The sequence below is a fragment of the Streptomyces sp. NBC_00523 genome, assembly GCF_036346615.1.
Lineage (GTDB): Bacteria > Actinomycetota > Actinomycetes > Streptomycetales > Streptomycetaceae > Streptomyces.
Genome location: NZ_CP107836.1, coordinates 7,120,744 through 7,146,392, shown reverse-complemented (window position 1 = coordinate 7,146,392; position 25,649 = coordinate 7,120,744). Strand labels below are relative to the sequence as shown.

Below are 25,649 nucleotides of genomic sequence, written 5' to 3'. Positions count from 1 at the left end.
CTCAACGGCTGTCCGCTGTGGTGGTCTTCGGCGTATCAGCAGACCGTACCGCCGCGGCCACGCCTTCCGCGGGACTGGCCTTCGTCAGCCACAGGCCCGTGAACACGGCGGTGGCCAGGGTGATGGCACCCGCCGTCAGGAAGGCGCTGTCGAGGCCGGCCCCGAAGGACGCCCCGCCGGACTGCCGGGCGCGGACCACGGCTCCGAGGACCGCCACGCCGAGCACCGCGCCGATCTGCCGGGTGGTGCTGCTGATGCCCGAGGCGAGGCCGCCCTCCTGCGGGCTGACGGCCTGGATGGCGGCGCCGGTCAGCGGGGACATCGTCAGGGCGAAGCCGATGCCCACGACCGCCAGGCGCCACCACACGTTCCCGTAAGCCGTGTCGGCGTGGACCGTGCCGAGCGCCAGGAGTCCGAGACCGGCCAGGGCCAGGCCGGCGGTGACCACGACGCGGAAGCCGTGCCGGGCGGCGAGGCGGCCCGCGTACGGGCTGACGATCACCATGGCGAGGGTGGCGGGAAGGGTCTGCAGCCCGGCGCGCAGGATCGAACTGCCCTGGACGTACACGAAGAACTGGGAAAAGAAGAACGTCGAGCCCATGAGCGCGAAACCCACCACGACCATGGCGGTGTTGGAGACGGTGAACAGGCGCTCCCGGAACAGCCGCAGCGGCAGCATCGGTGCGCGGCGGCGCGCTTCGACGGCCACGAAGGCGGCGAGGAGGAGCACCGCGGTGGTGAAGCTGCCGATGATCGGCGGCGACGACCAGCCTCGCGTCCCGCCCTCGATCAGCCCGTAGGCCAGCGCCCCCACACCCAGGACGGACAGGGCCGTCCCGGGGACGTCGAGCGCGGGCGCATCCGGATTGCGGGTCTCGTCGAGATGGCGCAGGCCGAGCAGGAGAAGGACCGCGCCGATCGGGAGGTTGACCAGGAAGATGGCGGGCCAGCCGAAGGCGTCGGTGAGCACACCGCCCGCCACGGGGCCCGCGGCCAGACCGACGCCGCTGAGGCCGGCCCACAGCCCGATCGCCTTGACGCGTTCCTGCGGCACGGGGTACGCCGCGGCGAGCAGCGCGAGCGAGGCGGGGCTGAGCGCCGCCCCGCCGATGCCCTGCAGCACCCGGCCCGCGATCAGCCAGCCGAGCGAGGGCGCGAGGCTGCACACCACCGAGGCGACGGTGAACACGGCGACGCCGGTCAGGTACACGCGTTTGCGGCCGAAGCGGTCGGCGAAGATGCCGCCGGACAGCAGCAGCATGGCGACCAGCAGGACGTACGCGTCAACGATCCATTGCAGGCCGGTGAGTTCCAGGTGCAGGCGGTGCTGCATGTCGGGCAGCGCCGCCCCCACGATCGTGTTGTCGAGCAGGACCATGAACTGGCCCAGGCAGGTCACCGTGAGCAGCAGGGCGCGGCTCCGCCGGCTGTTCGCGGTCGCTTGCGATGCGGTGATGGGAATCCCTTTCCCCCGTGGGACGCGCCCGGCCGTGGTCGGCGCGGGTCGCCGTACAACTCCCTAACGCAGCCGAAGACTGCGTTAGTCGACAGTAAGCGGAGGCGATCCACAAACGCAAGTGGTTACTGCGTTAAGGTGGGTCCATGGAGGAGCAACAGCGAGCCCGGCGGCCCGGTGGGCGCAGCGCGCGGGTCGGCGCGCAGGTGCATCAGGCCGTCACCGAGCTCATCAGCGAGCGCGGCTACGGAAACTTCACCGTCGGCGAGGTGGCAGCCCGCGCGGGCGTGGCCGACAGCAGCATCTACCGCCGGTGGGGCGACCTGGAGGCCCTGCTCTGCGATGTGGCTCTCAACCGCCTCAACGCACGCTCCCCCATGCCCGACACCGGGAGCCTGGACGGCGACCTGCGGACGTACGCCGCCCAGGTGGCCCGGGAGATCACCGGACCCGAAGGACCGGCGGTGCTGCACCTGGCGGTCGCGCTGGCGAACGCGGGCGAGCGGGGTGTGCAGGCGCGCGACGCCCTCCGGACCGAGCGCACCCGGCAGTTGCAGTCCATGCTCGACCGCGCCCAGGACCGGGGCGAGCCCGCACCCGACGCGCTCACCGTGCTGGATTACGTCCTGGCCCCGATGTACAGCCGCGTCCTGTTCGGCATGGGCCCGCTCACTCCGGAGTACGTCGACGAGCTGGTCGACCGGCTGCCGTGACGTCGGCCCGGTGGCCGAATTCCGGTGACGCGAGGGGGCGTCACCCCCACACTGTTCCTGTAACGATCAGCGGCCGACGCACCATCCACGGGGGCAGTTCATGACGGACCACGAAGACGCGTACCGGCCCCCGGCGGACCGCCCGCCGCAGGGCGCTCCGTACACCCCGCCGGCCGGGGTCTTCGGGCCGCCGCCCGCGGACATCCCGCCTCAGCACTCCCCGTACGCGCCCCCGCCCGGGGCGTTCGGGCCCCCGCAGGACGTGCCGCCGCCGCGCTCGCCCTACGGCCCGCCGCCGTACTCGTACGGGCCGCCGCAGTACGGGCCCGGGCAGCCGCCGCAGTACGGCCCTGGGCAGCCGCCGCCCGCCCGGCGCAAGCGGCTGCTGCTGTTCGGCGGGGTCGGGGTGCTGGCCGCGGGGCTGGTGGCCGGGCTGCTGGTCTGGCACGGGGGGCCGGGGTCGGAGGACCCGGTGGCCAAGCGCGACCTGAAGCCGTACCGGCAGGCCGTGGCCGCGCTGGCCGAGGCCCCCGGTCTGCGGTACCGGGACTCCGGTGACGACCCGGTGCAGCGGGACATCACCGTCACCGCGTCCGGCAGCCGCTTCGGCGCCGTGGAGGTCGGGAGCTCCGGGCTCGCCCGCGAGGTCCTGCACATCGGCGGCAGGACCTTCACCCGGGCGAAGGACTCGGTCTCCGGGGCGTGGGCGGCCGCCGACGAGAGCGACAGCGTCACGCGGGAGACGGTCGGGCACATGCCCGCGCCGCCCGACCTGGCGACCGCGCTCGCGAAGGCGCTCGACCGACTGGAGGGCACACCGGCCCCCAGCGAGTCCGCGCAGCCTCCCACCGTCGACGGCACCCCGGCCCTCGCGGTGGACACCTCCGCGGGCCGGCTGCTCATCACGAAGCAGAAGCCCCACCGGGTGCTGCGCCTCGAGTCGTACGGCCCCTCGCGGTCCGGAGGGACGTCGCGCGGCTCGGCCGAAGCGGCCTCCGTCCGGCAGGCGGCCGTCATCGTGCGCGCGGATTCCGAGGACGAGGATCCGCCCGGGATCCCCGAGTTGACGGACGGCCCGCTGGCGGACAGCGATTCCGCGGGGCTGGACCTGGCTCCGGTCGCCGAGGACGCCGTCGACCCCATGTACGACACGCTGGAGAAGCAGACGGAGGAGCTGAAGAACGCCACCGACAGCGGCATCGCCCTGACCCTCAGCAGCGGCGGAACGGTGAAGTGCGGTTCGAGTGGCTGCACGGCGAAGAACAGCTTCTCCGGACACATCACCACCAGCGCCAAGAGCCGTCTGATCAGCGGCAAAGTCACCGCGGTGATGACCGCCTCGTTCAGCATCGACGGCAAGTCCGCGGGCCGGTGCACCAGTCCGCAGAGCTCCTTCGCGGTCTCCGGAACGTCCGTCTCCGGGAGCCTGTCCTGCTCCAACCCGGGCGCCGGGCCCACCTTCTCCTCGGTCGAGGCGCAGAAGAAGAATGAGGCGCGCGCCCGCTCCCGGGCCAGTGGCGGGCGGCTCGTCCAGTACCGGATCCCGTACCGCGCCGACACTCTGATCAACGCATACGCCCTGGCGAAGACCGAGGTCAAGAAGCTGGTCGACCAGGTGCGCGACGAGCGCGACACCGGCGCCTGCGCGCTCCGCACTTCGGCCTCGGGCGCCTCGGCCCGCACCGGCGGAGTCACCGAGCCCGCCGGGCTGTTCCACTCCACCGCCCCCGTGCACCACCGCCTGTCCATCCGGGCCGGGTACTTCTCCGGCGCCAAGTGCCCCGACGCCAAGGCGGTGAAGGCCGCCGAGACCGTCACCGAACGGGCCGGGGACGGCAAGGTGCGCAAGTCCAGCAACTACCACCCCCACTTCAGCGACGCACGCGTGGCGGAGATCCTCAAGGCCCCGGACGCGGTGTACCTCTCTCAGGGACAGCGAGGGAACCTCATCTTCCGGAAGGGCGAGGACATCGTGGTGACGAAGGGCCCGGGTGCCGGGGCGGGCGATGTCATCACGGGCTACGGCCCCTCCGGGAAGAAGGGCGAGACCGGGGCCAAGGCGCTGGGCGGCTCGCCCGACGACCCGCAGCCCCCGGTGACCCACGAGGACATCGTGAACGGGAAGATCCCCGACACCAAGGGCGGCCATCTGCCGGCCGCGAGGCGCATCAAGTGAGGCGACGACCACGGTGAAGGTCACGGTCGGCGACGGCATGGCCGCCACGACGACGGGCAGCCCCCTCGCGTACGTCCCCCGCTTCGACTTCCGCGATCTCCAGCTGATCGTGGCGAAGTACGCGGACCCGGCCGGGCGCGAGCGGGAGCTGTCGGAGACGTTCGGCAGCATGCGATGGCTGTGGTCGCAGGACGAGTACGTCCGCTTCGACCGCGACACCCGCGAGCTGCGCAGCCTTACGTTCTTCGTGCCGCCGCAGTGGATCTGCGAGAACCCCTCGTTCCGCGGCGGGCCGCCGACGAGGGCAGCCGGTCTCCGCGCGGACATCGTCGGGGAGTTCGCCATGCCCCAGACCACGGTCCTCCACTGCGGCCCCGGGGCCGACGCACTGACCTGCCTCGCGGACGTCCTCCTTCTCGGCAGGGAGCCGGACGCGCGGCTCGGGGTCGCCCCCGATGTGGACCTCCTGGTGTACGAGGGGGCGGTGGCCGGGTGGAACCTCGGCGATCCCGCGCGGTACCTGACGGACGGGTTCGCCGCACCCCCGTCCGGCCCGCCGGCGCCCGCCACCCGGCTGCGGCTGGCGGAGTGCCTGGAGCTGGTCTCCTCGCCGCTCGTGGATCGGGTCATGGACCGGGAACCGGAGGCGTGGCAGCGGCTCCGGGTGGTGGAGCGAGCTCTGCGCGAGCAGCGGGAGGACCGGGGCCGGGCGGACGTCCTGCACGGCGTCATCAGCCGTCTCATCGAGGATTACGAGAGGTGAGGCGGGCCCGCATTGACATGAACACGCCTTGCCGTGGATAGGGTCATGGAGTCAGTCCGTCCCCGCGAACCCCCGTACGGGAAAGGGAAGCCATGAGACTCTCCCGGATGTCCGGTGTGGCAGCCTTCGCGCTGTCCATGCTGCTGGCCCTCACGATGTCGCTCATGTCCGCCGGGCCCGCCCAGGCGGGGCAGACGGCCATCCGCGGCGCCGATCCCAGCGTGCTGCGCGTGGGCGGAACGTACATCTCGGTGCAGTCGACAGGCGGCGGCATCAGCGTCCGGCAGGCGTCCTCGACCGGCGGCCTGGCCTCCGCCGCGGCCCGGCAGGTGTGGTCGGACACGGGAAACCTGGGCGAGATCTGGGCTCCGGAGATCGTGCGGGACGGCGGCCGTTACTACATCTACTTCTCGGGCGGCCGGGGCACCGCCCACCGCATGTACGTGATCAGTTCCGCCGCCCCCGACAGCGGCTACACCGCCGCGACGAAGCTCGCCCTGCCCGACGACAAGTGGGCGATCGACGGCACCCTGTTCACCTTCAACGGACAGCGCTGGTTCGTCTGGTCGGGCTGGGCCGGCACCACCAACGTCGAGCAGAACCTCTACATCGCGCGCATGAGCAGCCCGACGACCCCCACGGGCGCCCGCTACATCATCTCCCAGCCCAGGGAGAGCTGGGAGCGCGTCGTCGGCAACCCCTTCATCAACGAGGGCCCCGAAGCGATCAAGGACCCGAACGGGCAGCTGCACATCACCTACTCCGCCAACGGCAGCTGGAGCGACCAGTACTGCATCGCGGAACTGCGGCTCCGGGCGGGCGGTGACCCGACGTACGTATGGGACTGGTACAAGTCCAACGGCTGCCTGTTCGGCTCCAACCGCGCGACGATGATGTCCGGCTGGGACCCCACCCTGAACGTGAACGGACCGGGCCACCACACCTTCGTACTGCTCGACGGTGACATCGCGACCAGTCCGCCGGCCGGGCCCACGTTCCCGCTGATGTTCCACGCGGTGGCCAAGGGCACCCCGTACAGCTGGGAGAACCGCTACTGGTACACCGGCTCCTTCTGCTGGTGGGGCAACACCACGTACAGCCGCGCCAACGTCCCCGGGCCGAACACCGACACCGGGTACAGCCTCAAGTTCTTCGAGTGACACCGAGCACCTCGTGGATCCGGTCCGCGGTGGCGCGCGGGCGGAACACATAACCGTTGTGGCCGCCGGGGAACGTCTCCGGACGTGTCCCCAGCGCACCGGCGAGAAGCGCGGCACATGTGTACGTCCAGAGGTGGCGCGACTTCTCGCCGGCGGCGGCCACGACACGTACGGGCGATCCGGCGAGCTCGGCCGGATCGAGGACGTGGGCCCTGATCGCCGGCAGGTCGTAGGTGAGCAGGACCTCCATGTTCCGCAGGCGGTCCGGCCGGGGAGTGCGTGGCGGGAGGTCGGGCTCGGAGTCGGCCGGGTCGATGCCGAGGCCGGCCGCGAACCCGCGCATGGCCGCCTCCGCGCCCCGCGCCCGGAAGGTCTCCTCGACGGCGAGCAGCTGACCGATGCCCTGCGCGGGCTCCGGAAGCAGTCGCACGGCGGGCGGTTCGTGGGCGACGACCGCCGCGACCTGCTCGGGGTGACGGGCGGTCAGCTCCAGGGCGATGAGGGCGCCGAGGCTGGTTCCGTAGACGCGTGCGGGCTCCGGTGTGAGGCTGCGGAGCAGGCGGGAGGCGTCCTCGGCGTGGGTGGCGAGCGCCTTTGCGGGGGCTTCGGTGGTGCTCCCGGAGAGGCCGCGCCGGTCGTAGGTGACGACGGTGTACCGGTCGGCAAGATGGCGTGCCAGCGGTTCGGTGGCGTCGATCCCGTGGTGGCCTCCGGCGATGAGCAGGAGCACGGGGCCTTCGCCGCGGACGGTGTGGCGCAGTCGCGCGCCCGGAACGGACAGCGTGGATTCCCTCATCGTGCGACCGCCGATCTGTGTGCCGGACAGGCCCAGGACGGGCCATGTGCCGATCGTTCCGCCGCCCGCGTCCGCCCGGAAGCGGAGTGTTTCACCTAGGACCGGCGGTCCCAGGATGCGGCGGCCCGGGGCCGATACCCTGAGCCCGACATGACACCGAAGCGTCCAGAGCTCGCCGATTTCCTGCGCCGGTCCAGGGGGCGGCTGACGCCGCGCGACGTCGGACTGACCGAGGGGCCGAGACGGCGGACGCCGGGGCTGCGCCGCGAGGAGGTCGCCGTCCTCGCGGGGATGTCCGCCGACTACTACATGCGGCTAGAACAGGCCCGTGGCCCGCAGCCCTCGGTCCAGGTGCTGGCCGCTCTGGCGGGCGCGCTGCGGCTGACCGAGGACGAGCGGGACCATCTGTACGTGCTCGCCGGGCACCGCCCGCCGGAGGGCGCGCGGGCCGGCGGCTACCTGCGCCCGGGCCTGCGGTATCTGCTGGACCGGCTGGACGGGGTGCCCGTCCAAGTGGTCAGCGACCTGGGCGACCTGCTGGCGCAGAACGACCTGGCGCTCGCGTTGTTCGGCTGCGTCTGCTCGGTCGCGGAGGAGGACCGCAACATCGTCCTGCGCTGGTTCACCGATCCGGTGGTGCGCGGCCACTTCGCGGCCGGGGAACACGAGGAGCAGGCGCGGCAGTTGGTGGCCGACCTGCGGGCCGCGACGGCCCGGCGCGGGGACGACGCGGCCTCCCGGTCGCTGGTGGCGCGGTGCCGGGCGGCGAGCCCGGATTTCGGCGCGCTGTGGGACCGGCACGAGGTCGCCGTACGGCGGTCGCATCCGTACCGGCTCGTCCATCCCGACCTGGGCAGCATCGATCTGGACTGCGAGGTGCTGGCCACCCCCGCGGCGGACCAGCGCCTGCGCATCTTCACGCCGCCGCCCGGAAAGGCCACGGTGCTGGACGAGTTGCGCGTACGCGGTCCGCGCCACCTGTGCGAATGACCCGTCAGCCGTACATCGCGACCCGGTAGAGGGCTTCCAGCGCCGCGTCGATGGGGTGGGGCTGCGGCCTGCCGGAGGCGTCCAGGGTGTTCCACCGCTGGAGGTTCACCGCCACGGCCAGCTGCCGTTCGCCGTCGGCGCGGGTCATGGCCAGGGTGCCGCCGCCCCAGACCGTGCCGCCGTGGCCCCAGAAGGTGTCCTGGCCCGGCGTCTGCGTCGGGTGCAGTCCGAGGCCGTACTCGATGATCCGGCCCTCCTGGGAGATGACCGGGTTGGTGCGCCGCATCTGGTCCAGCGAGGACCGGGTGACGATCTTTCCGGCCAGGAGCTGGGCGTAGAAGAGGTTCAGGTCGGCAACGGTCGATATCAGGGAGGCCGAGGGGCCCGTGAACGACATGTCGTAGACGCTGTAGTCGCGCGGCGGGTCGATCTTGCCGAGCCACGCCTCGTAGAGCCGTGAGTGCGGTCCGGCGATCTCCGGTCCGGCGGGGAACGCGGTGTCCGCGAGCCCGGCGGGCTCGATGACCTCGCGGGTGATGCACTCCTCCGCCGTGGTGCCGCTCACCTGTGCCAGGAGTTCGGCGAGCAGCAGGTAGTTGGTGTTGGAGTACAGGCCCGGCGCACCACCCGGAGCGCAGGCCGCCGGCGCGTCGACGCCCATGGTGATCAGGTCCGTCCGTTCCCACCGCGTGTACCGGTGGTCGTCCAGGCTCTCGGGTCCGGTCTCGGCGATGATGGGGAACGCCTTCAGCGAGGGATAGGCGTACGGAAGGTACTCGGCGAGGCCGCTGGTGTGGTCGAGCAGCATCCGTACGGTGATGGCCTCACCCCGCTCCCCCGGTACCAGGGCCGGCAGATACCGGCCGACCGGTGCGTCGAGTTCGATCCGGCCGCGCTCGGCCTGCCGCAGGACCGCAGCGGCGGTGAACGTCTTGGTGACGCTGCCGATGCGGTGGCGCATACCGGCGTCGACGGGCCGGCCGGTGGCGGTGTCGGCGACCCCGGCGGCGCCGCGCCAGACCCGGTCGCCGTGCCGGACCTCGGCGAACAGCCCCGGCATACCCGCGCGGTGCACGTTCTCGATGGCCTCGTCCAGTGCCGTGGAATCCAGTGGGTTCTTCACGTCGTGCGTCCCTTCGTAACCCCCGGGACCGGCGGTCGCACACGCCGGCCCACCTCCTGCCGGGCCGCCCGGCAGCTCATGCACCCCATTATGCACGCACCGCGTGCAACACCAAGTGCATGAGCTAGGCTGAAGGTAGGCGAGAGGAGCGACATGGCAGGCCGAAGGCGTTGGACGAGCGAAGAGATCCTGGACGCGGCGGCTGAACTGCTGCGTACGAGCGCGACGGAGTCGTTCAGCGTGCGGAAACTGGCGGCGGTCCTCGGGACCGACTCGTCGAGCCTCTACCGGCACTTCCGCAGCAAGACGGAGCTGCTGCGCGCGGTCGCGGACCGGGTCCTGCTGACCGCCATGGAGGGCTACCGCCCCGAGGGCGACTGGAAGCAGCGCCTCATGACCCTGGCCCTGCGCGTCCGGGAGGCCTTCCGCCTGCAGCCGCAGCTCGCCGCGGTCTGGGCGCGTTACGTGTCGAGCGGCGCGGGTTCACGGCTCGTCGTGGAGGAGGTGCTTCAGGCACTGCGCGCCTCGGGGCTGGCCGACGAGGAGATCCCGGTGCGCTACCACCGGATCGTGGTCCTCATCGCCTCGCTGATCGCGTCGGAGGCCGGTGCCGACACCCTCACGCCGGAGGAGCGCGAGCAGGGCCAGGAGCTGTTCCGGGTGGCGGTCCTGGGCGCCGACCCCGGGCGCTTCCCCGCCCTGGCGCACTTCGCCCGTGACCTCCGCCCCCTCCAGACGGACCACCAGGCGGCTTTCGAGGACATCCTCGCGGCCCACCTCGGCCACATCGAGGCCGTCGTGCGCGCCGGCTAGCGGGCACGCGAAAGGGCCGGGGCGGCGGCTCGTCGTCCGTCGCTCCGGCCCCTCGTCGGCGCAGGGGTTACGAGTGCCCCGGCGCGGCGGGATCGGCGTTCGCCTCGGCCTTCATCGCCTTGGCCTCGCTCTTGAGAATGCGGGCGGACTTGCCCAGGGAGCGCGCCATGTCGGGGAGCTTCTTCGAGCCGAACACCATGATGACCACCAGTGCCACGACGAGCAGGTGCCACGGTTCCAAGCCGTTGCGGAGCATCACGTCACCTCTTTCCTTCATTGTCGTCCACGCGTGCGGGGGCACACCCGTACAGCAGACACCTTAGGCGCCGGAGCTGTGAACCCTTCGGGCAGGTGGGACGGGTCATGCCCCCGCGTCGCTACTTCAGGTGCCGGGTGAAGAAGTGGGCCGCCGCGGCCCCCGCGTATGCCGGGACGCCGGTGTGGCCGCCCATGTTGGCCTGCAGCGACTTCTCCTTCGAGCCGAACGCGTCGAACAGGTCGAGCGCCGCCTGCCGGTCGTTGCCCTCGTCGTCCCACTGCAACAGGACGTGCACCGGGATGGTGAGCCGGCGGGCCTCGTCGTACGTGGTGCGCGGGATGAAGCTGCCGGCGAAGAGGCCGGCGGCCTCGATGCGCGGGTCGACCGCCGCGAGCCGGACGCCGATGGAGATCACACCGCCCGAGTAGCCGACCGGACCGGTGACCTCGGGGAGCGCGAGGATCGCGTCCATGGCGGCCCGCAACTCCGGGACCGCCTGGTCGACCAGCGGGAGGACGACCGCGTCGATGATCTCGTCGGTGACCGGCTCGCCCGCCTGCAGGGTCCGCCGCATGTCGGCGCGGGCCCCGTCGAGGGCCGGCAGCCGGGGCCGGTCACCGCAGCCGGGGAGTTCGATGGCGGCCGTGGCGAAGCCGTCCGCCGCGGATTGCCGGGCCCTGTCGGCCAGACGCGGGTAAATCCGCTCGAGGCCGAGCGTGGGGTGACCGAGGAGGATCAGCGGCACCGGTGCGGAGGCCGACGCGGACTCGGGCGTCCAGAGGATGCCCGGGACGTCATCGAGGGTGAAGGAGCGTTCGAGTACGCCGTCGTCCAGGCGCTGCTCGGAAGTGAAATGCATGATCGTGCCTTTCGGGAGTGCACAGAACGGCGCTCCCGGACGACCTGCCTATCGCCCGACCGTGACCCCGGAGGGGAGCACCCATGTCGATACTGCGTTCACGGGTACCACCTCCTCGTTCTTTCGCACGGCCGGGAAGAATGTAGCAGGGGCCGCAGCGGTCGCCTAACGGGTTTCCGTACGGGCCCGCCGGCCGCGCACGGCGGCTGCCACCAGGGCCACGGCGATCCCGGCGAACGCCCAGGCACCGAGGATCCACAGGGCCCCGGTGGTGTTGTTGCCGTCGAAGTAGACCGTGTTCCGGACGACGGTTGTGCCGGCTCCGGGTGGCAGGGCCTGGCCGATCGCGGCCCAGAAGGGCGGCAGCAGGGAAGCCGGGTAGACGCCGCCGGAGCTCGGGTTGCCGAGGATCGTGAAGATGAGGATGGTCAGGCCGAGCCCGATCGTACCGAGCAGCGACTGAAGCGCCACGCCCACGGCACCGGAGGCGAAGACGACCAGGGTGCCGATGCCGACAAGTTCCCAGAAGGCGCCCGGCAGACAGTGCAGCACGGGGCCGACGATGAGGGCGCCGCCGATTCCGGAGATAAAGGCGTACGGCACCATCGCCGCGAGCCGAACGATGGAGCGCCGGAGCGTGGGGCGCTTGGATCCTGCCGCCATGTTCAGCGCCGAGGCGGCGAGGTAGCCGCCGATCGTCCAGCTGAGCACCAGGTAGAACGACGAGAGTCCTCGGCTGTCCCCCGCGGCGGGCGGGTGGATGTCGCGTACGGTCAGCGCCCGGTTCTGCGTACGTTCCACGGTCGCCACGACCTTCGCGGCGGCGTCGGACGCCGAGGGGCCGCCCGCCGAGGCGACGAGCAGCGTGTCGGTGCGCCCTGTCACCGCCACGATCAGCGCGGCGTCGGTCTTCCGCTCCATCAGCCTGGCCCTGGCCTGCGCGCGGTCCTGCACGGCGGTGACGTGCACCGGGTCGCCGGGCAGCGAGTTGAGCCGGGCGACCAGGTCGGCCTCCACGGCGCGCGGGGCGACCAGGGTGATCGGGACGCGGTGCGGCTTCGGAGCGTGGAAGGCCCCCATGTACGAGAGGGCGAAGCCCAGTTGGAGCAGCAGCACGCCCACCATGACGAGGACGGCTCTGGTGGTGATCGCGTCCCGCATCTCCGCCCACGCCCCGACCTGCGTCGTCGAGCCCGTTGTCTCCGCCACGTGACGTCCCCGCTCTCAGCCTGATTGACCGGTGCACCCATTCCGCCGACATCCTCACGCCGGGCCCGCGTGTCACGGAGAGAACACGCATGGCCGGTGCCGTACCCACCCGTTCGGCCCAGCACGGCGGCCTTGCGGTCCGGTCACTCCTGCCGTGCGAACCGGCGGGCGGCCCAGAGCAGGGCACCCGCGCCGCTGATCAGAAGCAGGGCCGCCTCCACGGGGAGCGGGAGGGGGTGGCCGGCCCAGGTGATGCCGTCGGCGGCCGCCGCGCCCGGGGCGCGCAGGGCGATGCTGCCGCGCAGCATGTCGACCCCGTAGGCGAGCGGGTTCGCGGCGGCCAGCGCGTGGGTCCAGCCCGGGAGCGCCTGGAGGGGGAAGAAGCCGCCGGAGAGGAACAGCAGGGGCATCATCAGCACGCCGAGCAGCGTGTGGAACGTCTCGGGTCTGCTCAGGCTCACGGCCAGGGTCAGGGCGAGGGCGGTGATCGTGAAGGAGATCAGGGCCATGCCGGTGAGGAGCAGCGCCAGGAGGAGCGGGTCGTAGGGCAGGCCGACGACTCCGGCCAGGCTCAGCAGTACGGCGCCCTGGATCGTGGCGACCAGGGTGCCGCCCGCGCAGCTGCCCAGGAGCAGGGTGGTCCGGCTGACCGGGGCCATGAGGAGCTCGCGCAGATAGCCGCTCTGGCGGTCGGTGATCAGGCGGATGCCGACCAGGATGGCCGGGGTCTGCACCGTCATCATCAGCATGCCGGGGAACAGGTAGGTCTGATAGCCGACCCCCAGCGTGGAATGCGGAATGAGCCTGGCGAGTCCGCCGCCCAGGATCAGGAGGTACAGCACCGGGTGGAGCAGCATCAGCGCGGTGTGGGCGCGCTGGCCTGCCAGGCGGAGGAGGTCCCGGTGGATCAGGCCGTGGACCGCGCGGAGTTCGTGCCGCAGCCGGGCGGGCGGTGTGCTGCCCCCGGTGCCGGCCGGGTGGAGCGGGAGTGCGGTCATCGGCCGCCGCCGGGCTGGGCGCTGTGGATGCTGCGGCCCGTGTGGTGGAAGAACACGTCGTCCAGGGTGGGCGGGGTGGCGGACGCGGCGCGGACGGAGATGCCGTGGCTCTCCAGGGTCGCGCAGAGGCGGGGAATCCAGGAGCTGCCGTCGGGCACCCGCAGGCAGATCCCGTCGGCGTCCCTGGTCACGGAGTGTCCGCGCGGAACCAGGCGGTGCACCACGGGATGGGCGCGCTCGTCCTGGCTGGTGCGCAGCACGACGCGGTCGTCGCCGATGGCGGCCTTGAGCGCCCCGGGCGCGCCCTGGGCGACCAGTCGGCCGCGGTCGATGATGGCGACGCGGTCGCAGTTGGCCGCCTCGTCCAGCTGGTGGGTCGTGATGAAGAGCGTGCTGCCGTTCCGCTCGCGCAGGGCGTAGAGGTGGTCCCAGATCTGCGCGCGGGCATGGGGGTCGAGGCCGGTGGTGGGCTCGTCCAGGAACAGGATGCCCGGTGCGTGCAGGAGCTGGCGGGCGATCTCCAGGCGGCGGCGCATGCCTCCCGACAGGGTGCGTACGGGTGAGGAGCGCCGGTCGGTGAGTCCGGCCACCTCCAGCACTTCGGCGGTGCGCCGGCGGACGTGGGCGCGGCGCAGGCCGTAGAGGCGGGCGTGGATGCGGAGGTTCTGTTCGGGTGTCAGGTCCGGGTCGAGGGCGCTCTGCTGGAACAGCATGCCGACGCGCTGCCGCACCTGGTGGGGCTGGGTGCGCACGTCGGCGCCCGCCACCGTGGCGTGGCCGGCGGTGGGGCGGGCCAGGGCGCAGAGCATGGCGATGGTGGTGGACTTCCCGGCGCCGTTGGGCCCGAGGAAGGCGAAGGTCTCGCCGCGGTGGACGTCCAGGTCCAGGCCGCTCACGGCGTGCGTGGTGGTGCCCTTGGGCCCGGGGTAGCTCTTGACGAGGCCGCGGGTGCTGATGGCGTACTCGGGCGGGCCGAGGGCGGCGGGGGTGTGCTCGGGGGCGATTTCCTCGCCGCCGGTGTGAAGGCGCATGGTCCGGTCCTCACCTCTGGTTCGCCGGTGGGGTCCGGCCGGCGGCTGTCCCGGGACAGCCGCCGGCCGGACGTGGGCCGGTCCTAGGCGCAGCTGATGCCGATGCAGACCGTGTTGAGGACCGTCAGCAGGCCGACGCACTCACAGGTGGCGGAGAAGCCCGCTTCGGCGCCGACGGGGTCGGTCTCGGGGAGGGCGTGGAGGTGGGCGAGGAGTTCGAGGTCCTGGGTCTGGTTTTCCATGGTTCTCTCCTTCTTCTTGTGGTTCGGCGGCAGGTTCTCTGCCGCTCAGCCCGGCAACTGGGCGAGCCAGTGCCGGGAGCTCGGGTGGCGAAGCCGGAGGAGGAAGGCCAGGATTCCGGCCGATCCGTCGCTCCAGCTGGTCGAGACGTCGCCGTACTCGTTGGGGAAGACCAGGTGCCGGTGGCGGCGGGCACCTTCGGTGACGGCGAGGCGGCCCATCGCGTCGGCCATGGCGTGGTGGGCGGACTCCCCCGTGGCGGCGCTCAGGTCGAGCAGGAAGTCGCCGTTGCCCGCGAGGCCGTGGCACTGGGACAGCGGGGCCCGGGAGGCGCGTTCGGTGACGGCCGGGGCGCTGCGGCGAGCGAGGTCGCCGAACCGTTCGTCGCCGGTGACCTGCCGGAGCCGTACGAGGTAGGTGCCGATGCCGGCCGAGCCGTGGCACCAGTACGGGGCGGTGGGTTCGTCGCCGGCCTGGGCGGGCCACTGGACGGCCTCACCGATCCGTACGGCGCTGCGCAGGAGGTGTTCGCCGGTCTCCACCGCGAGCCGCAGGTGGTCCTGGCGTCCGGAGGCGGCCGCGCTGAGCAGGAGGAAGCAGCCGATGCCGGCGGAGCCGTGGGCGAAGCCCAGGTACTGCTTGCCCGCCTCGCCGGAGGCCGCGTCGGCGGGGACCGGCCAGCTCACCGCCGACGGGCCGCGCCGGGCGGCGGACGCCAGCCGGTCGGCGGCGTCCTCGGCGAGCGCCGCGAACCGCGGGTCACCGGTGCGCTGCCAGAGGTGGAGGGCGGCCATGCCGCTGCCGGCGGTGCCGTGGGTGATGTCGTGGTGGAGTGAGGGCTCCTGCGGGGTCAGCGCGAGGGCGAGCGCCTGGTCGATGAGCGCCTGGTCGGAGAGGGCCCGGCCGGCGTCGTACAGCGCCCAGGCGGTGCCGAGGTCCCCGAAGTGCAGGCCGGGGCGGATGGTCCGGAGGTGGGTGCGGTCCGCGATCCAGTGGCCGGCCGCCGCGAGGACTTCGGGCAGCCGGGGGTCCCCGGTCAGTTCGAAGTACCGGGTCAGGACGGCCAGGGGTCCGGCCGCCCCCTGTTGCACGGTGCACGGGTTGGTCTCGCCGGCCGCGGTGGACACGGGCCACAGGCGCCGGTCGTCCTCGGGGGTGACGGTGTCGAGCAGGTGGTCGACGAGTCCGGCGACGGCATGGTCCAGGTCCTCGTCCCGTGCCGCTCGTGCCGGTGCGGTACGCGTGGGGCGGGCGGGGTCCGGTGCGCGGAGGGCTTCGCGCGCCCGGCGGGTGTCCCAGCGGGCGGCGGGCTCGTCCCGCATCAGCCCGGCGATCATCTCCGCCATGGCGTCCGGGGGCCCGGCGGGTCCGCAGGCGCGGAGCCAGGCGGCGAGCCGGTCCTCGCCGGTCCTGGTGGCGGGCTCCTCGGGCAGCAGGTTCGGCACCTTGCCGGTCAGGACGAAGCACACGGTGGCCCCGAGACTGTAGTAGTCGGCGGTCACGGACACCGGCGCGTCCCTCAGGCGCTCGGGCGCGCTGAAGCCGGGGGTGCCCACCCGGGTCGGAAGGCAGGAGCCCGTCTCGTCGGCGGCGAGTTCCAGGTCGATGAGGCGCAGTTCGCCGTCGGGGCGGACCATGACGTTGCCGGGGGTGAAGTCGCGGAGCACGCAGCCATGGGCGTGGGCCGCCGTGACGAGGTCCACGAGCCGCGCGACCAGGGCCCGCGCCTCGCGGCGGTACTCCTCGCCCCCGAGGTCGCGGAAGCGCTCGGCGACCCAGGTGCGCAGGCTGACGCCCGGGACTTCACTCTGAGCCAGGAACAGGTGCTGGCCGTGCTCGAAGAGGGCGAGGGCGTCCGGGGCGAGCCCGGTGTCCTTCAGCCGGTCCAGCATCCGGGCCTCGGCGCGCAGCCAGTCGCGGACGTCGCGCCCGGAGGCGTCGGCCTCCACATGGGGCCGGGTCTCCTTGATGACGACAGGCGCACCGGTGGAGACGTCGGTGCCCCGGTAGACACCGCCCTTGTTGGTGTGCCGGATCGCCTCCCGTACCGCGAAGCGGCCTCCGAGCAGGACCGGGCCGTTGGCCGCCTCCGCCGCCGGGGGCGGAAGGGGCACGGTGGCGGGGAACGGGCAGTCGGCCCACGGGGGCGGTGTGTAGTGGCCGCTGCGCTCGTCCTCCACGGGGTTGCCGTCGGGGTCCTCGATGTACCAGATCAACAGGCCCTGGTCGGACAGGCGTTGCCGCCCGGTGAAGGCGCCGTAGCGGTAGTGCACCACGCTGTACGGGGCGTAGGGCTGGTCGGAGAGGATGCGGGGGCCGGCGAGTCCGGTCGTCGCCGCGTGCAGTGCGCCGGCGAGGCGGACCGCGTCGGCGTCCGAGCGCGGGTAGACGGTGAGGAACTTTCCGGAGCTGCCCCGGGGCGTGGCGCGGGAGTTGAGGGTGCTCACCTGGTCGAGGGACCGGGCGAACTTGAACGCCGAGGTGTCCGGCAGCAGGACGTCCAGGGCTCGGACGAGGACGGTCGGTGCGGAGGCGGCCGTTGCCGAGAGGTGGAGCTTCCAGCCCTGGTCGCGCCGGGTCGCCGAACGGGGGGCGACGCGGCACCATGCCTCGTCGGTCCGGACCGTCCAGCAGTCGCCGGTGCGGGTGGCCTGAAGTGCTCGGTTCAGAAGGCTTTCGAGTGCGGCTTCGGTCGCGTGGCTCGTCATGTGGGGTGTCCCTCCCAACGGTGAGGACCGCTGGTCGGAAATTGCCCACGTCACGTGAGCGAGGAACGCGCCCGAGCCGGAATCACCTGCTCCAGCGAGCGTGGGGGGTCGCTGCTGACCGGGTCCGGCGCCGCCTGGCGCACGGGGAGGCGCACGCTCCGAGCGCCTTGCGGGACCCCCGTCCGACCCCGGGCACCGGTCCTGAGGTGCGGCGTAGGAGGATACGGCTCATGGCGGAAGATGAGCGGGGAGTCGGTTCCGAGAAGACGGCCGACGACGTGGTGCTGATCCGGGTCCGGGGCAGCCTGGACGGGTGGTCGGGCAGCGGTGACCTGTCGGCGGCGCTGACCGGCGCCGTGGCGGACGGTTGCGTGCGTACGGTGGTCGACCTGTCCGGGGTGACGTTCGCCGACTCCGCGGCGCTCCACTCCCTGCTGGGCGGTCAGCGGGAACACGTGAAGGCGGGCGTGCAGCTCGTCCTGGCGGGGCCGCTCCACTCCGGTGTGCGCAGGCTCTTCGAGGTCACGGGCACCGCCGGTGCGTTCCGGTTCGCGGACGACGTCGAATCCGCGCTCCAGTGCTGAGGGCGTCGGTCCGCCGGGGCGGGGGCGTGCGCCGGTGGCGGTAGAAGTGGGCGGGGAAGCGGAAGGGGTGCTTTCGGCCGTTCCGCAGAACGCGGCGGCGGCCCGGGGCATCGTGACCGATCTGCTGGCGGCGCGTTTCGGGGCCGCGCTCGACGCGTGGCCGGCCCATGTGGTGGACGACACGCTGCTGGTGACGTCGGAGCTGGTGACGAACGCGTTCCGGCACGGCGGCCGGTTGACCGCCTTCGAGACCGAGGTCACGGGTGAGGGGTTGCGCATCACGGTGGGAGACGCCAGCAGCGAGAGCCCGGCGGAACTGCCCGAGACGGGGCCGCGGGTGCGGGCGGAGGCGCCCAGGATCGGTGGCTACGGCTGGCCGCTGGTGCGGCTGCTCGCCAGCCGGGTCTCCGTCGGCGTCCACCCGGACGGCAAGCGGATCACGGTGGTGATGGCGCTGCCCGCGCTGCCACACCAGTGACGCCTTCGGCGCACGCGCCGCGGAATGCGTCGACGCCGACCCCGCGCCGGCCGAACTGCGCCTGGATCCGTCTCTGCGACTCCCGTTTCGACGGTGAGGCTGAGGGACGGGACGCTCATGCGGGTGCTCCGGGGTGTGCTGCGGTGGCGTCGGCCAGGGCGGATCTCGCCCGCTCCAGCGGCCGGACGGCCCGGGGGAAGTCCTTGAGCGCGGCCGTCAGGATCTCCAGGACGGGCCGCAGGGAGTGGGCGGGGACGTCGCGGGCGGTGAGGATGCCCGCGGTCCACGTGATGAGGGTGGTGAACAGTTCGTCGTCGTCGGTGTAGACGGCCACGGTCAGGAACTCCACGATGTGCGCGATGTCCTCGGCCGTGCGCTCGCGCTGGACATCGGTGTACGCGGCCATGGCCGGGAACAGGTCGTTCAATCGCGTCAGCACCTGCTTGACCAGTCGTCCCTGCGAACGCGCGACGAGGGTGTACTCCTGGTCGACCAGGTGCGGCAGGTCGTCGATCTGCTGGCGCAGGTCGGCCGGGGCGGGCGGGGCGAGGCCCGCCGCCAGCAGGTCGGCGGCGGTACGCGCGTCGGGGGCCCAGGCGTTCGCGCCGAGCATGCGCGCGAAGCGGCCGTCGGGCCCGAAGGCCGCCCCTCCGGCGAGGACGGGCATTCCGACGGACTGGCAGACGGTGATCGCCGCGTGGGCGGCGGGCAGCCGGGTGGGGAGGGACGACGAGAGGGCGACGACGTCCGCGCCGGTGTGGTGGAGGTGGGCGACGAGATGGGGGGTGGGTACCTGGGCTCCCAGAAAGTCGACCTCCCAGCCCCGCAGGGTGAGGACCTCGGCCAGCAGGCGGGCGGGCAGGGAGTGCCACTCCTGCTCCACGCAGGCGACGGTGACCTTGCCGTGCCGGGGCGGGGTGCGGGCGGCCGGGTGGTGGGCGAGCGCGGTGATCACGCGCTCCACGATGGCGCTGGTGGCGTGTTCCTGGGCCACGGTGAGGCGGTTGGCCGCCCACTCGGTGCCGACCTTCGCCTGTACGGGCGCGATGAGGTCCAGCAGCACCGTCTCGGCGGGCACCCCGTGGTCGAGGGCGCCCGGCGGCGGTGAGGAGGCGGTCGCGCAGTTCGGGCAGGCAGGCTGTCACGCGGTGTACCTGCCCCGAGTATGCCCGTCCACCGCGCTGAGATGGGAGGTCCGGGGTGCGGTGATCGCGACGACGGCCATGTCGTCGTGGCCGCCGCCCCGCACCCACTCGGCGGCGAGCATCTGGATGCGCTCGACCACGGCATCGCCGGGCATGTCCGCGCATTCCGACAGCGCCCGCTTCAGCCGGGTCTCGCCGAACATCTCGTCGCCGAGCGGGCCGCCCCGGGCCTCGGTGAATCCGTCGGTGTAGAGCAGGCACGTCTCGCCGGGCCGCAGAACGGTTTCCGCGGTGAGGGACTCGATGTCGGGCAGCGCCCCGACCAGGGTGCCCTGGGTCCGGATCTCCTCGACCCGGCCGTCCGCCCGCACCACCAGCGGTACGGGGTGGCCGGCGGCCGTCAGCCGCAGCCGCACCAGGTGGTCCGTGCGCCGGACCGAGGCCGGGACCATGGTCGCGAAGCGGGTGTGGTGGGAGTTGAGGAGTGCGTCGTTGAGGAGCCGCAGCACTCTCTGGTGGTCGTCCGCCATGGGGATGAGCGCCTGCAGGGTATTGCGGATCTTGCCGGTGAGCACGGCCGCGTCCAGCCCCTTGCCGCACACGTCGCCCAGGACCACCAGCGAGGAGCTGTCCTCGTCCGCGCCGGCCGGGTGGACGTCGTAGAAGTCTCCCCCGACGCGTTCCCGGGCGGTGGCGGGCCGGTAGCCGCCGGCGAACTCGACGCCGTGGACGCGGTGCAGCCGGGGCGGCAGCAGGTCCTGCATCAGGGTGCGGGTGATGGCGCTCTGCTCGGCGTACAGATGGGCGGCCGACGGGGCGGCTCCGGCGCGCGCGGCGAACAGCCGGGCGACGGTCTGCTCGTCCTCGGTGAACTGGCCGCCGCTCCGCAGCAGGACCAGGGCGCCCGCCGGGACCCCCTGGCCGGGCAGGGGCGCGACGACGACCGAGGTGATCGTGCCGGTGTACCCCTCGGGGATCACCCACGCGGGAAGCGACACGGGGTCGATCCAGCGCGAGGGCACGGGCGGGAAGCCCTGGAGCGCTTCGTCCAGGCCCGGCACCTCGGACGGATCGGCCACAACTAGACATTGGACGCCTCCGCGAGAAACGCGGTCCGTTCGCGTTCGGTGGCCGGCGCCTATTCGGCGAGCCGGCGGTCGGTGTCGTCCACCAGCCACCACAGCACGTCACCGTTGGAGCCGTGGCCGGCGCGTGCCTCGTAGCTGCGGACGCCGATCCGCCCCGACGCGGGCGGGGCCGTCGCCGTGCGGGGGTCGGCGGACGTGCTCGCCGTCGGTTCACGCAGCTCCTGGTCGGCCTGGGCGAGCCAGGCCGGGACCGCCTCGGCCATCATGGCCCCCGGACGCGCGTCCGGGAGGAGCCGGGAGGCCGCGGGGTTCAGCCCGGTCAGCACGCCGTTCGCACCGCTTTCGATCACCGGGTACGGGGCCGTGGACCAGGCGCCGGATGCCGGGCGTTCGTGGGTTCTCGTAACGGGAGTTCCCTGGGGAGCCATGAGGGGGGACCCGCCTGCGGCGAGTCGCACCACCTTCCGACTGGACGGACAAGCATTGCCTTGCGGCAACTATCACGCAGGGCCGCCCCCGATGGCAATCGACCCGCTCCTCCCGAAGGTGACGCAGCGTCACACCTCTACCGTCCGAACACGCCCCCGATACGTGACATTCACGGCGTCTTCACCGGTTCTCTGCCACGGTCCGTCTCGTCCTGCACGAGGAGGGTGAGCAGCGAGGCCACGGACAGACCGGCCTCCGCGGGGTGGCGCAGCACCTTGTCCGGTTCGATGCGGTACGTGTTCGCGCGGCCTTCTCGCGTATGGGAGAGGTATCCGTCGTGTTCGAGGTCGGCGATGATCCGCTGGACCGCACGCTCCGTGAGCCGGCAGCGTGCGGCGATGTCACGGATCCGGACGGTCGAGTCCTCGGCGATGGTCGCCAGTACGCGCGCGTGGTTGGTGATGAACGTCCATCCGGCATGGGATTCGGGTACTCCAGACATGCCTCCATCTAAGCGCGGGCCCTTGCCCGACCTCAACTACATGACATACTTTTCGTGTATTCATTGACATGGTGAGAGTCACAGGAGGCTCGGGGTGTCGTACGGCGAAGCCGTCCCGGCAGCGCGCATCAGCGGCGTCGGCACAAGCACTGCATCCTCGGCGGGCCCGCCGCAGGCCGTGGTGACGCAGTACACGCAGCACGGCGTACGGGTCGTCGCGGCTCATGGCTCCTGCGACGCGCAGTCGATCGCGCGGCTCGAAGAGGCGCTGACCACAGCGGCCTGGACGCAGCCGAAGGTGGTACTGGACGCGTCGGGGATCACTTTCGCGGATTCGTCGCTCCTGAACCTGCTGATCCTCACCCATCGGACGGCCGCCCTGCGCGTGGCCGGGCCCCGGCCCACCCTTCAGCGCCTGCTGCGGATCACGGGCCTCGACGCGGTCCTGTACGTACGGGCCACGGTCGAGGAAGCCGCCGCCTGCTGACCGGCAGGGGGCGCGCGGCGCATCCTTGACCTGAAGCGCGCTTGAGTTTCTAGCGTGTTCCCGAGTCCATCGCCTGACGACGGGAGCACACGCCATGATCCTCGTGACCGGAGCCACCGGAAACATCGGAAGCGCCCTGCTGAGGGAGTTGTACGCCCAGGGGGCGGGCCCTCTGAGAGCACTGACCCGTGACGTCCCGCGGGCGGCGTTCCCCGCCGGGGTGGAGGCCGTCGAGGCCGACCTCGCGGTGCCGGAGTCCCTGGAGCCCGCGCTGGTCGGGGCACGGTCACTGTTCCTGCCCTCCCGCGTGGGGCCGGACGCGGAGATCATCGCGGCGGCGCGGCGGGCGGGCGTCGAGCATGTGGTACTGGTGTCGTCCATCACCGTCCTGACCCACCCGCACCTGGGCCCCGCCGCTGAGAATCAGGCGGTCGAGCGGCTGCTCAAGGACAGCGGCATGGACTGGACGGTGCTGCGACCGACCCAGTTCGCGTCGAACGCCCTGATGTGGGCGGCGTCCATCCGCTCCGGCTACGGTGTCCGCGCACCGTTCGCGGACACCGGTCTGCCCACGATCCATCCCGGGGACATCGCGTCGGTGGCGCGGGTGGCGCTCACCGAGCCCGGCCACCGGGGCCGCACCTACGCCCTGACCGGCCCGGAGCCGGTGTCGGCCCGGCAGCAGGTGGCGGCGATCGGAACCGCCATCGAGCGCGAGGTGCCCTTCGCCGGGATCGGCCGCCAGGAGGCTCGGGCGTGGATGGCCGAGGCCTTCGGGGCCGAGGCGGCGGACGCGGTCCTCGACGTCACGGGCGGGGACGTCAACGACGAACTCCTCGCCGTACGCGACACCGTCCGGCACCTCACCGGCAGACCGGCCAGGCCGTTCCGGCAGTGGGCCGCGGACCACGCCGACGCCTTCCGCTGAGCAGGCACACATCCGCACCTTTGAGCAAGGGCGCACCCACACTTTGCCACTCCTATCGTTTTTCGATAGCTTTCCATCGTTGATCGATGGAAGGTGAATCATGGGACGACTGCCCGTGGGCGCGCTGCGCACCATGCTCGTGGTGGTGTGCGCCGGCACCCTGTTCGTACAGGCGGGCATGGCGTGGGCACTGATCAGCGGGAACGATCCGGAGGACGGGTCGATGCCGTTGACGCCGTTGCGGGTGCTCACGATCCTGGGGATGGTGTCGGTCCAGGTCGTCGCCGTCTGCGTCTGGCGACTCGTGGCGATGGCGCGACGCGGCACGGTGTTCTCGCCCGCCGCCTTCCGTTATGTGGACGGCGTCATCGGCGCGATCACCTCGGCCGCCCTCGTGTGGTTCGTGGTCACGGGCGTGAACGCGCCGGGTCAGCGGGACGACCCGGGGGTCACCGTCATCATGGCCGGGGTGGGCGTGGGCATTCTGGGGGTCGCGCTCATCGTGCTCGTCCTGCGGGCGCTGCTCGCCCAGGCCGCGCGGATGCGGGCCGAGTTGAGCGAGGTGATCTGATGGCGATCACCGTCGACATCGACGTGATGCTGGCGAGGCGGAAGATGTCCGTGGGCGAGCTGGCGGAGCGCGTGGGGATCACGCCCGCCAATCTGGCGGTGCTCAAGAACGGCCGCGCCAAGGCGGTGCGCTTCACGACGCTCGCCGCCCTCTGCGAGGTGCTCGCATGTCAGCCGGGCGACCTGCTGCGCTGGGAGCCGGAGGACGCGGCGGGCGAGTAGCCACCTTCAACAGGCCCCGGAGCGTGCGAATTTCGCCGCCCCGGGCCTTTTTGGCGCCACTTCGCGGAAACCCCTTGCCCTATGGTCAAGAAACGTTGACCATTGGGGGCATGCCAACCGACGACGTCCCCGAGACGTTTCATGTCACCACCGACGAGCAGCTGCGCGCGGTCTCCAATCTGACGCGCCACCGGATCATGGCGGTGCTCCGCTTCGAGCCCGCGACGATCACACAGATCGCCGAGCGGGTCGGCCTCGCGAAGGGGAGTTCCAGCTACCACGTGCGGCTCCTGGAACGGGCCGGCCTCGTGAAGGTGGTGCGGACACGCAAGGTGCGGGGCGTCATGGAGCGCTATTACGCGATGGCCGCGCGATCGATCGAGCTGCCCGACCCCGGGGACGGGGGGCCGGATGTGCTGATGCGGCACGCGGTGGCGGACCTGGAGGCGTCACCGGCGGGCGGCGAGCGGCATGTACGGATGGCGCACCTGCGGCTCACCGACGAGCAGTTCGCAGAGCTGGGGGCGCGGTTGCACGCACTGGCGGACGAGTACCGGGAGCTCTCCGATCCGTCGCTGCCGGACACCTCGCTCGTGTTCGCACTGTTCCAGCCCGCACCGGTTCAGCAGTCCGAGGGGGACACCAAGTGAAGTCCGGAACAACGAAGTTGCCGACCGGATTCGGACGGCTGTGGACCGCCCAGACGGTTTCCTCGCTCGGTGACGGGGTCACCCATGCCGCGCTGCCGCTCATCGCGTTGACGTTGACGCGGGACCCGATGGCCCTCGCCGTCGTCACGGCCTCGGGGACGCTGCCGTGGCTGCTCTTCGGGGTTCTCGGCGGTGCGCTGGTGGACCGCTGGGACCGTCGGCGCACGATGTGGGTGGCGGACACGGTGCGTGCGGTGCTGCTCGCGATACCGGCGGTGGCGGCCGGGCTCGACCTGCTGAGCATTCCACTGCTGGCCGCCGTCGCGTTCCTGCTCGGCCTCGGCGGGCTCTTCTTCGACACCGCCGCCACGGCCTACCTGCCGGACCTGCTCAGCCGCGACCCCGCGCAGCTGGAGCTCGCCAACTCCCGCCTGCGCGGGGCGCAGACGGCGATGTCCGGGTTCGCCGGGCCGCCCGCGGGCAGCGCGCTGCTGGCGCTCGGGCGGGCGGTTCCGCTCGTCGCCGACGCCGTTTCCTTCGGCCTCTCGGCACTCCTCGTGCGGACGCTGCCCGCCATGCCCCGGCCCGTGCCGGAGGCCCGCGAGTCGCTGCTCAAGCAGGCCAGGGCCGGTGCGTCCTACGTCTTCCGCAACCAGTTGCTGCTCGGGCTGGCGCTGCGCCCGGCGGTCGGGAACATCGCCTTCCTCGCCGTGGAGACGGTCCTCGCCCTCTTCGCCCACGACCGCCTCGGCATCGGCACGTACGGCTTCGGTCTGCTGCTCACCGCGGAGGCGACCGGCGGTCTGCTCGGTGCGGCCATCGCCTCGCGACTGGGCCGACGCCTCGGCACCGGCACGGCTCTGACCTGCACGGCCGCTGTCGAGGGCCTGGCGATCCTGGGCCTGGCCTCCGCCTCGAACGCGTACGTGGCCGGGCTGGCGCTGGCCGTGTGCGGGGCGGCCATGGGCGCCACGATGGTGCTCGGGCCCTCGCTCCGGCAGGCGATCGTGCCGGGCCACCTCATGGGCCGGGTCGCGTCCACCTCCCGGATGCTCGCGATGTGCGCCGCGCCCGTCGGGGCCTTCGTCGGCGGCTGGCTGGCGACCGCGTACGACATCCGCACCCCGCTCTACACCGCGGCCGCGCTGCTCCTGACGATGACGGCGGTCACCGCGTCCATGACGAACAACCGCCGCGTCGAAGCGGCGCTGCGTGCGGCCGCCCCGGCCGAGGAGACCGTCCGGGACGGCGCGCCGAACCCGGTGTGAACGC

25 protein-coding genes and 2 pseudogenes are annotated in these 25,649 nt (G+C 72.3%); 14 read left to right on the top strand and 13 right to left on the bottom strand.

Annotation, left to right across the window (positions count from 1 at the left end; translation table 11 throughout):
- Window position 1 precedes the first annotated feature (1 nt).
- A complete protein-coding gene (locus tag OHS17_RS32200) occupies window positions 2–1,456 on the bottom strand; it encodes an MFS transporter (RefSeq protein WP_443066178.1) in 1,455 nt (484 codons plus the stop codon).
- 146 nt (window positions 1,457–1,602) lie between these two features.
- Here OHS17_RS32200 and OHS17_RS32195 point away from each other — a divergent pair, with 146 nt between their 5' ends.
- The 4 genes from OHS17_RS32195 (at window position 1,603) to OHS17_RS32180 (ending at window position 6,268) form a co-directional block, all read left to right on the top strand.
- Window positions 1,603–2,169 carry a TetR/AcrR family transcriptional regulator gene (locus tag OHS17_RS32195; protein ID WP_330315041.1) on the top strand — a complete coding sequence of 189 codons (567 nt, stop codon included), beginning with the start codon at window positions 1,603–1,605 and terminating at the stop codon, window positions 2,167–2,169.
- 100 nt (window positions 2,170–2,269) lie between these two features.
- Window positions 2,270–4,345 (top strand): hypothetical protein, encoded by a 2,076-nt coding sequence (locus tag OHS17_RS32190; RefSeq protein WP_330315040.1) that lies wholly within the window; start codon window positions 2,270–2,272, stop codon window positions 4,343–4,345.
- A gap of 13 nt (window positions 4,346–4,358) precedes the next feature.
- On the top strand, window positions 4,359–5,108 hold the full coding sequence (locus tag OHS17_RS32185; RefSeq protein WP_330315039.1) for a hypothetical protein: 750 nt from the start codon (window positions 4,359–4,361) through the stop codon (window positions 5,106–5,108).
- A 92-nt stretch (window positions 5,109–5,200) separates the two neighbouring features.
- A complete protein-coding gene (locus OHS17_RS32180; protein ID WP_330315038.1) occupies window positions 5,201–6,268 on the top strand; it encodes a glycoside hydrolase family 43 protein in 1,068 nt (355 codons plus the stop codon).
- Here OHS17_RS32180 and OHS17_RS32175 read toward each other — a convergent pair.
- The gene (locus OHS17_RS32175; protein WP_330315037.1) at window positions 6,252–7,064 is read right to left on the bottom strand and encodes an alpha/beta fold hydrolase; all 813 of its coding nucleotides are present in this window, start codon (window positions 7,062–7,064) and stop codon (window positions 6,252–6,254) included. The two genes, OHS17_RS32180 and OHS17_RS32175, sit on opposite strands and share 17 nt — an antisense overlap.
- Window positions 7,065–7,214: 150 nt before the next feature.
- On the opposite strand from OHS17_RS32175, the gene OHS17_RS32170 reads away from it, so the two are divergent.
- Window positions 7,215–8,054 (top strand): helix-turn-helix transcriptional regulator, encoded by an 840-nt coding sequence (locus OHS17_RS32170; protein WP_330315036.1) that lies wholly within the window; start codon window positions 7,215–7,217, stop codon window positions 8,052–8,054.
- A gap of 4 nt (window positions 8,055–8,058) precedes the next feature.
- Here the strand turns inward: OHS17_RS32170 and OHS17_RS32165 are convergent, their stop codons facing one another.
- Complete coding sequence (locus tag OHS17_RS32165) at window positions 8,059–9,177, bottom strand: serine hydrolase domain-containing protein (RefSeq protein ID WP_330315035.1); 1,119 nt, start codon at window positions 9,175–9,177, stop codon at window positions 8,059–8,061.
- A 153-nt stretch (window positions 9,178–9,330) separates the two neighbouring features.
- Here OHS17_RS32165 and OHS17_RS32160 point away from each other — a divergent pair, with 153 nt between their 5' ends.
- A complete protein-coding gene (locus OHS17_RS32160; protein ID WP_330315034.1) occupies window positions 9,331–9,990 on the top strand; it encodes a TetR/AcrR family transcriptional regulator in 660 nt (219 codons plus the stop codon).
- Between the two features lie 67 nt (window positions 9,991–10,057).
- Here OHS17_RS32160 and tatA read toward each other — a convergent pair whose 3' ends face one another.
- From tatA to lanL, 7 genes are all read right to left on the bottom strand, one after another.
- The gene (tatA, locus tag OHS17_RS32155; RefSeq protein WP_330315033.1) at window positions 10,058–10,249 is read right to left on the bottom strand and encodes a Sec-independent protein translocase subunit TatA; all 192 of its coding nucleotides are present in this window, start codon (window positions 10,247–10,249) and stop codon (window positions 10,058–10,060) included.
- Window positions 10,250–10,367: 118 nt separating this feature from the next.
- Entirely contained in the window at window positions 10,368–11,108 is a 741-nt protein-coding gene (locus tag OHS17_RS32150) for a dienelactone hydrolase family protein (RefSeq protein ID WP_330315032.1), read from the bottom strand.
- Between the two features lie 165 nt (window positions 11,109–11,273).
- Entirely contained in the window at window positions 11,274–12,269 is a 996-nt protein-coding gene (locus tag OHS17_RS32145; protein ID WP_330315414.1) for a DUF3533 domain-containing protein, read from the bottom strand.
- Window positions 12,270–12,460: 191 nt separating this feature from the next.
- Window positions 12,461–13,315: an ABC transporter permease gene (locus tag OHS17_RS32140; RefSeq protein WP_330315031.1), complete on the bottom strand. Its 855-nt coding sequence runs from the start codon at window positions 13,313–13,315 to the stop codon at window positions 12,461–12,463.
- A complete protein-coding gene (locus OHS17_RS32135; protein ID WP_330315030.1) occupies window positions 13,312–14,346 on the bottom strand; it encodes an ABC transporter ATP-binding protein in 1,035 nt (344 codons plus the stop codon). Before OHS17_RS32135 ends, OHS17_RS32140 begins: the two co-directional genes overlap by 4 nt.
- A gap of 83 nt (window positions 14,347–14,429) precedes the next feature.
- The gene (locus tag OHS17_RS32130) at window positions 14,430–14,588 is read right to left on the bottom strand and encodes a VenA family class IV lanthipeptide (protein ID WP_018104907.1); all 159 of its coding nucleotides are present in this window, start codon (window positions 14,586–14,588) and stop codon (window positions 14,430–14,432) included.
- A gap of 45 nt (window positions 14,589–14,633) precedes the next feature.
- Window positions 14,634–17,294 (bottom strand): class IV lanthionine synthetase LanL, encoded by a 2,661-nt coding sequence (gene lanL / locus OHS17_RS32125; protein WP_330315029.1) that lies wholly within the window; start codon window positions 17,292–17,294, stop codon window positions 14,634–14,636.
- A 230-nt stretch (window positions 17,295–17,524) separates the two neighbouring features.
- On the opposite strand from lanL, the gene OHS17_RS32120 reads away from it, so the two are divergent.
- Both OHS17_RS32120 and OHS17_RS32115 read left to right on the top strand, forming a co-directional pair.
- A complete protein-coding gene (locus tag OHS17_RS32120; RefSeq protein WP_330315028.1) occupies window positions 17,525–17,878 on the top strand; it encodes an STAS domain-containing protein in 354 nt (117 codons plus the stop codon).
- Window positions 17,879–17,945: 67 nt separating this feature from the next.
- Window positions 17,946–18,356, top strand: a complete 411-nt coding sequence (locus tag OHS17_RS32115) for an ATP-binding protein (RefSeq protein WP_330315027.1) — start codon at window positions 17,946–17,948, stop codon at window positions 18,354–18,356.
- Window positions 18,357–18,471: 115 nt separating this feature from the next.
- Here the strand turns inward: OHS17_RS32115 and OHS17_RS32110 are convergent.
- The 3 genes and pseudogenes from OHS17_RS32110 to OHS17_RS32100 form a co-directional block, all read right to left on the bottom strand.
- Window positions 18,472–19,501, bottom strand: a pseudogene (locus OHS17_RS32110) (cobalamin B12-binding domain-containing protein).
- A pseudogene (locus tag OHS17_RS32105) lies at window positions 19,498–21,017 on the bottom strand (PP2C family protein-serine/threonine phosphatase). Before OHS17_RS32105 ends, OHS17_RS32110 begins: the two co-directional pseudogenes overlap by 4 nt.
- Before the next feature lie 170 nt (window positions 21,018–21,187).
- Window positions 21,188–21,520 (bottom strand): helix-turn-helix transcriptional regulator, encoded by a 333-nt coding sequence (locus tag OHS17_RS32100; RefSeq protein WP_330315026.1) that lies wholly within the window; start codon window positions 21,518–21,520, stop codon window positions 21,188–21,190.
- 94 nt (window positions 21,521–21,614) lie between these two features.
- On the opposite strand from OHS17_RS32100, the gene OHS17_RS32095 reads away from it, so the two are divergent.
- The 6 genes from OHS17_RS32095 to OHS17_RS32070 all read left to right on the top strand — a co-directional run bounded on the left by OHS17_RS32095 (window position 21,615) and on the right by OHS17_RS32070 (window position 25,645).
- Window positions 21,615–22,007: an STAS domain-containing protein gene (locus OHS17_RS32095; protein ID WP_330315025.1), complete on the top strand. Its 393-nt coding sequence runs from the start codon at window positions 21,615–21,617 to the stop codon at window positions 22,005–22,007.
- Window positions 22,008–22,101: 94 nt separating this feature from the next.
- A complete protein-coding gene (locus OHS17_RS32090) occupies window positions 22,102–22,935 on the top strand; it encodes an SDR family oxidoreductase (RefSeq protein ID WP_330315024.1) in 834 nt (277 codons plus the stop codon).
- Between the two features lie 100 nt (window positions 22,936–23,035).
- Entirely contained in the window at window positions 23,036–23,506 is a 471-nt protein-coding gene (locus tag OHS17_RS32085) for a DUF2975 domain-containing protein (RefSeq protein WP_330315023.1), read from the top strand.
- A complete protein-coding gene (locus OHS17_RS32080) occupies window positions 23,506–23,727 on the top strand; it encodes a helix-turn-helix domain-containing protein (RefSeq protein ID WP_161211452.1) in 222 nt (73 codons plus the stop codon). Before OHS17_RS32085 ends, OHS17_RS32080 begins: the two co-directional genes overlap by 1 nt.
- Window positions 23,728–23,837: 110 nt before the next feature.
- Complete coding sequence (locus OHS17_RS32075) at window positions 23,838–24,377, top strand: ArsR/SmtB family transcription factor (RefSeq protein WP_330315022.1); 540 nt, start codon at window positions 23,838–23,840, stop codon at window positions 24,375–24,377.
- A gap of 17 nt (window positions 24,378–24,394) precedes the next feature.
- The gene (locus OHS17_RS32070) at window positions 24,395–25,645 is read left to right on the top strand and encodes an MFS transporter (protein WP_330315413.1); all 1,251 of its coding nucleotides are present in this window, start codon (window positions 24,395–24,397) and stop codon (window positions 25,643–25,645) included.
- The last annotated feature ends 4 nt before the right edge of the window (window positions 25,646–25,649 follow it).

What these genes read in the sequence shown, in the direction of transcription:
- OHS17_RS32080 (WP_161211452.1), top strand. Translation starts at nt 23,506, where the DNA reads ATGGCGATCACCGTCGACATCGACGTGATGCTGGCGAGGCGGAAGATG.
- OHS17_RS32150 (WP_330315032.1), bottom strand. Translation starts at nt 11,108, where the DNA reads ATGCATTTCACTTCCGAGCAGCGCCTGGACGACGGCGTACTCGAACGC.
- OHS17_RS32120 (WP_330315028.1), top strand. Translation starts at nt 17,525, where the DNA reads ATGGCGGAAGATGAGCGGGGAGTCGGTTCCGAGAAGACGGCCGACGAC.
- OHS17_RS32190 (WP_330315040.1), top strand. Translation starts at nt 2,270, where the DNA reads ATGACGGACCACGAAGACGCGTACCGGCCCCCGGCGGACCGCCCGCCG.
- OHS17_RS32090 (WP_330315024.1), top strand. Translation starts at nt 22,102, where the DNA reads ATGATCCTCGTGACCGGAGCCACCGGAAACATCGGAAGCGCCCTGCTG.
- OHS17_RS32175 (WP_330315037.1), bottom strand. Translation starts at nt 7,064, where the DNA reads ATGAGGGAATCCACGCTGTCCGTTCCGGGCGCGCGACTGCGCCACACC.
- OHS17_RS32100 (WP_330315026.1), bottom strand. Translation starts at nt 21,520, where the DNA reads ATGTCTGGAGTACCCGAATCCCATGCCGGATGGACGTTCATCACCAAC.
- OHS17_RS32145 (WP_330315414.1), bottom strand. Translation starts at nt 12,269, where the DNA reads ATGCGGGACGCGATCACCACCAGAGCCGTCCTCGTCATGGTGGGCGTG.
- OHS17_RS32135 (WP_330315030.1), bottom strand. Translation starts at nt 14,346, where the DNA reads ATGCGCCTTCACACCGGCGGCGAGGAAATCGCCCCCGAGCACACCCCC.
- OHS17_RS32170 (WP_330315036.1), top strand. Translation starts at nt 7,215, where the DNA reads ATGACACCGAAGCGTCCAGAGCTCGCCGATTTCCTGCGCCGGTCCAGG.
- OHS17_RS32160 (WP_330315034.1), top strand. Translation starts at nt 9,331, where the DNA reads ATGGCAGGCCGAAGGCGTTGGACGAGCGAAGAGATCCTGGACGCGGCG.
- OHS17_RS32075 (WP_330315022.1), top strand. Translation starts at nt 23,838, where the DNA reads ATGCCAACCGACGACGTCCCCGAGACGTTTCATGTCACCACCGACGAG.
- OHS17_RS32180 (WP_330315038.1), top strand. Translation starts at nt 5,201, where the DNA reads ATGAGACTCTCCCGGATGTCCGGTGTGGCAGCCTTCGCGCTGTCCATG.
- OHS17_RS32130 (WP_018104907.1), bottom strand. Translation starts at nt 14,588, where the DNA reads ATGGAAAACCAGACCCAGGACCTCGAACTCCTCGCCCACCTCCACGCC.
- OHS17_RS32085 (WP_330315023.1), top strand. Translation starts at nt 23,036, where the DNA reads ATGGGACGACTGCCCGTGGGCGCGCTGCGCACCATGCTCGTGGTGGTG.
- OHS17_RS32195 (WP_330315041.1), top strand. Translation starts at nt 1,603, where the DNA reads ATGGAGGAGCAACAGCGAGCCCGGCGGCCCGGTGGGCGCAGCGCGCGG.
- lanL (WP_330315029.1), bottom strand. Translation starts at nt 17,294, where the DNA reads ATGACGAGCCACGCGACCGAAGCCGCACTCGAAAGCCTTCTGAACCGA.
- OHS17_RS32140 (WP_330315031.1), bottom strand. Translation starts at nt 13,315, where the DNA reads ATGACCGCACTCCCGCTCCACCCGGCCGGCACCGGGGGCAGCACACCG.